At 55.5% G+C, this 4310-nt stretch carries 3 rRNA genes; all 3 read right to left on the minus strand.

From position 1 onward, the window contains the following. Positions 1–51: 51 nt before the first annotated feature. Positions 52–168 (minus strand): 5S ribosomal RNA (rrf, locus tag DQ353_RS20890). 174 nt (positions 169–342) lie between these two features. Further along, positions 343–3475 (minus strand): 23S ribosomal RNA (locus DQ353_RS20895). Positions 3476–4042: 567 nt separating this feature from the next. After that, positions 4043–4310, minus strand: a 16S ribosomal RNA gene (locus DQ353_RS20900); the annotation flags it as partial.

Here is a 4310-nt window from a genome sequence, read left to right on the forward strand (position 1 = left end):
TTAAACATCGGAACCCCTGAACAATGATGTTCAGGGGTTCCGGGACGGATTGTCCGGCGGTGACCTACTCTCCCACACCCTCCCGAGTGCAGTACCATCGGCGCGGTGGGTCTTAGCTTCCGGGTTCGGTATGGGACCGGGCGTTTCCCCCACGCTATGACCGCCGTAACTCTAGTACCAGCACCGCGCATCGCTGCCCGGGCATGGTGAATCTATGGTTACGACCACAATAGTGGTTGTTGTTGTTGTGGTTCCGCGAAAACAAGGGTTGTTGTTTCGGGACCGCATAGTGGACGCAGCGTATCTTGCCAACCACCCGACAAAGGGGTGGTGTGGTGTTTGTGGTTGAAGTTGTCGGCCTATTAGTACGGGTCAGCTTCACGAGTCTTTGGTCCTCGCTTCCACATCCCGCCTATCAACCCAGTGGTCTGGCTGGGGGCCTCTCGCCACACAAGGTGGCGTGGAAATCTCATCTCGAAGTGGGCTTCCCGCTTAGATGCTTTCAGCGGTTATCCCTTCCGAACGTAGCTAATCAGCGGTGCACTTGGCAGTACAACTGACACACCAGAGGTTCGTCCGTCCCGGTCCTCTCGTACTAAGGACAGCTCTTCTCAAATTTCCTGCGCGCGCAGCGGATAGGGACCGAACTGTCTCACGACGTTCTAAACCCAGCTCGCGTACCGCTTTAATGGGCGAACAGCCCAACCCTTGGGACCTACTCCAGCCCCAGGATGCGACGAGCCGACATCGAGGTGCCAAACCATGCCGTCGATATGGACTCTTGGGCAAGATCAGCCTGTTATCCCCGAGGTACCTTTTATCCGTTGAGCGACGGCCGTTCCACAACGTGCCGCCGGATCACTAGTCCCGACTTTCGTCCCTGCTCGAGCTGTCGCTCTCACAGTCAAGCTCCCTTGTGCACTTACACTCGACACCTGATTGCCAACCAGGCTGAGGGAACCTTTGGGCGCCTCCGTTACTCTTTAGGAGGCAACCGCCCCAGTTAAACTACCCATCAGGCACTGTCCCTGACCCAGATCATGGGCCGAAGTTAGGTGACCGGTACAGCCAGAGTGGTATTTCAACGATGACTCCACCCGAACTAGCGTCCGGGCTTCACAGTCTCCCACCTATCCTACACAAGCTGCACCGAACACCAATACCAAACTATAGTAAAGGTCTCGGGGTCTTTCCGTCCTGCTGCGCGTAACGAGCATCTTTACTCGTAGTGCAATTTCGCCGAGTTCATGGTTGAGACAGCGGGGAAGTCGTTACTCCATTCGTGCAGGTCGGAACTTACCCGACAAGGAATTTCGCTACCTTAGGATGGTTATAGTTACCACCGCCGTTTACTGGGGCTTAAATTCTCAGCTTCGCCCACAAGGGGCTAACCGGTCCTCTTAACCTTCCAGCACCGGGCAGGAGTCAGTCCGTATACATCGTCTTGCGACTTCGCACGGACCTGTGTTTTTAGTAAACAGTCGCTTCCCCCTGGTCTCTGCGGCCCACACCCGCTCCGGAACGCATGGTTCCATCACGGGGCAGGCCCCCCTTCTCCCGAAGTTACGGGGGCATTTTGCCGAGTTCCTTAACCATGATTCTCTCGATCGCCTTAGTATTCTCTACCTGATCACCTGTGTCGGTTTGGGGTACGGGCGGCTAAAACCTCGCGTCGATGCTTTTCTTGGCAGCATAGGATCACCGAATCACCCCCCAAGGGGGGCGCCTATCGGGTCTCAGGCTTATATGAGTCACGGATTTGCCTATGACTCGCCCTACATCCTTGGACCAGGTCAATTCCATTGCCTGGCTCGGCTACCTTCCTGCGTCACACCTGTTAATACGCTTACCTCCCTGGTTCGGGTCCCACGCCGCACACCCGGTACCCTTCCCGAAGGAAGGATGATGGGCACTTGGGGTGGTTAGCATCACCAGGTCAATATGGGCGGTTTTTTGCCGGTACGGGAATATCAACCCGTTGTCCATCGACTACGCCTGTCGGCCTCGCCTTAGGTCCCGACTTACCCAGGGCAGATTAGCTTGACCCTGGAACCCTTGATCATTCGGCGGACGGGTTTCTCACCCGTCATTCGCTACTCATGCCTGCATTCTCACTCGTGTGGGCTCCACCGCTGGTTTACACCGCGACTTCACTGCCCACACGACGCTCCCCTACCCATCCACACGGCTGGACCACGAAGGCCTGCCAAATATGTGAATGACGCAACTTCGGCGGTGTGCTTGAGCCCCGCTACATTGTCGGCGCGGAATCACTTGACCAGTGAGCTATTACGCACTCTTTCAAGGGTGGCTGCTTCTAAGCCAACCTCCTGGTTGTCTTCGCAACTCCACATCCTTTTCCACTTAGCACACGCTTAGGGGCCTTAGTTGGCGTTCTGGGCTGTTTCCCTCTCGACTATGAAGCTTATCCCCCACAGTCTCACTGCTGCGCTCTCACTTATCGGCATTCGGAGTTTGGCTGACGTCAGTAACCTTGTAGGGCCCATTAGCCATCCAGTAGCTCTACCTCCGATAAGAAACACGCAACGCTGCACCTAAATGCATTTCGGGGAGAACCAGCTATCACGAAGTTTGATTGGCCTTTCACCCCTACCCACAGCTCATCCCCTCCATTTTCAACTGAAGTGGGTTCGGTCCTCCACGCGCTCTTACACGCGCTTCAACCTGGCCATGGGTAGATCACTTCGCTTCGGGTCTAGATCACGCCACTAACTCGCCCTATTCAGACTCGCTTTCGCTACGGCTTCCCCACACGGGTTAACCTCGCGACGTAACACTAACTCGCAGGCTCATTCTTCAAAAGGCACGCTGTCACCCCAACAAGGAGGCTCCAACGGATTGTAAGCGCACGGTTTCAGGTACTATTTCACTCCCCTCCCGGGGTACTTTTCACCATTCCCTCACGGTACTTGTCCGCTATCGGTCATTGGGTAGTATTTAGGCTTACCAGGTGGTCCTGGCGGATTCAAACGGGATTTCTCGGGCCCCGTCCTACTTGGGATACTCTCACAAAGCGGCGGAACACATTCGCACTACGGGACTCTCACCCTCTATGGTCCGGCATTCAAACCGATTCGCCTATGCGCCCGCACCTCACTTCACCAGTCCGGCAGAACTGGTATGGAAAGTCCCACAACCCCGACCATGCAACGCCCGCCGGCTATCACACATGGCTCGGTTTAGCCCCATCCGCGTTCGCTCGCCACTACTAACGGAATCACTTTTGTTTTCTCTTCCTGCGGGTACTGAGATGTTTCACTTCCCCGCGTTCCCTCCACGCAGCCTATGTGTTCAGCTGCGGGTCATACGGCATGACACCGTACGGGGTTTCCCCATTCGGAAATCCTGGTCTCAACGTCCGGTTATCGACTCCACCAGGCTTATCGCAGATTCCCACGTCCTTCTTCGGCTCCCAATGCCAAGGCATCCACCGTGCGCCCTTAAAAACTTGACCACAAACAAGGGTCAAAAATTTACATGAGCTTCATACATACAATCGAAAGAACCAAGAAACACACACCCGAAGGCATGCATACCAGGTTCAATAATTCATAAGAAATTGCTTATGCAAAACAAGAACAACCACCCGGCAGCCCAAAAGGCCACCGGAATCATCGATCCCGTTTCACAAGATGCTCGCGTCCACTATGCAGTTCCCAAACAACAACCCCGTCACACCCACCACCCACACACCCGCAACAAAGGGGATCGTGTCGGCTTAGGCCATGCGCGGGAACACTGAAAAAACAAAACCCGATCCCGCAAGGGACCGGGGCCTGTTGTTTCAGGACCCAACAGTGTGCCAAAGACCACCCGCACCAATCAATGGTCCCCGTTCCAACCTGCCGGAACGAATCCCGCCAAGCGTACTAGAAGACCATCCACCAGCGATGGACGGCCATGATTTGTTGATATTCCACCCTTGAGCACTCGCCCACCAACACAAGTGGTGGATGCGAGCAGCACTGAACACCCGCACGGAAACACTGTGGAATCCTGCCTGGTGCTAGTTGCTCCTTAGAAAGGAGGTGATCCAGCCGCACCTTCCGGTACGGCTACCTTGTTACGACTTAGTCCCAATCGCCGGTCCCACCTTCGACGGCTCCCTCCCACAAGGGGTTAGGCCACCGGCTTCGGGTGTTACCAACTTTCGTGACTTGACGGGCGGTGTGTACAAGGCCCGGGAACGTATTCACCGCAGCGTTGCTGATCTGCGATTACTAGCGACTCCGACTTCATGGGGTCGAGTTGCAGACCCCAATCCGAACTGAGACCGGCTTTTTGGGATT

The organism is Arthrobacter sp. AQ5-05 (genome assembly GCF_003287975.1).
Lineage (GTDB): Bacteria > Actinomycetota > Actinomycetes > Actinomycetales > Micrococcaceae > Paeniglutamicibacter.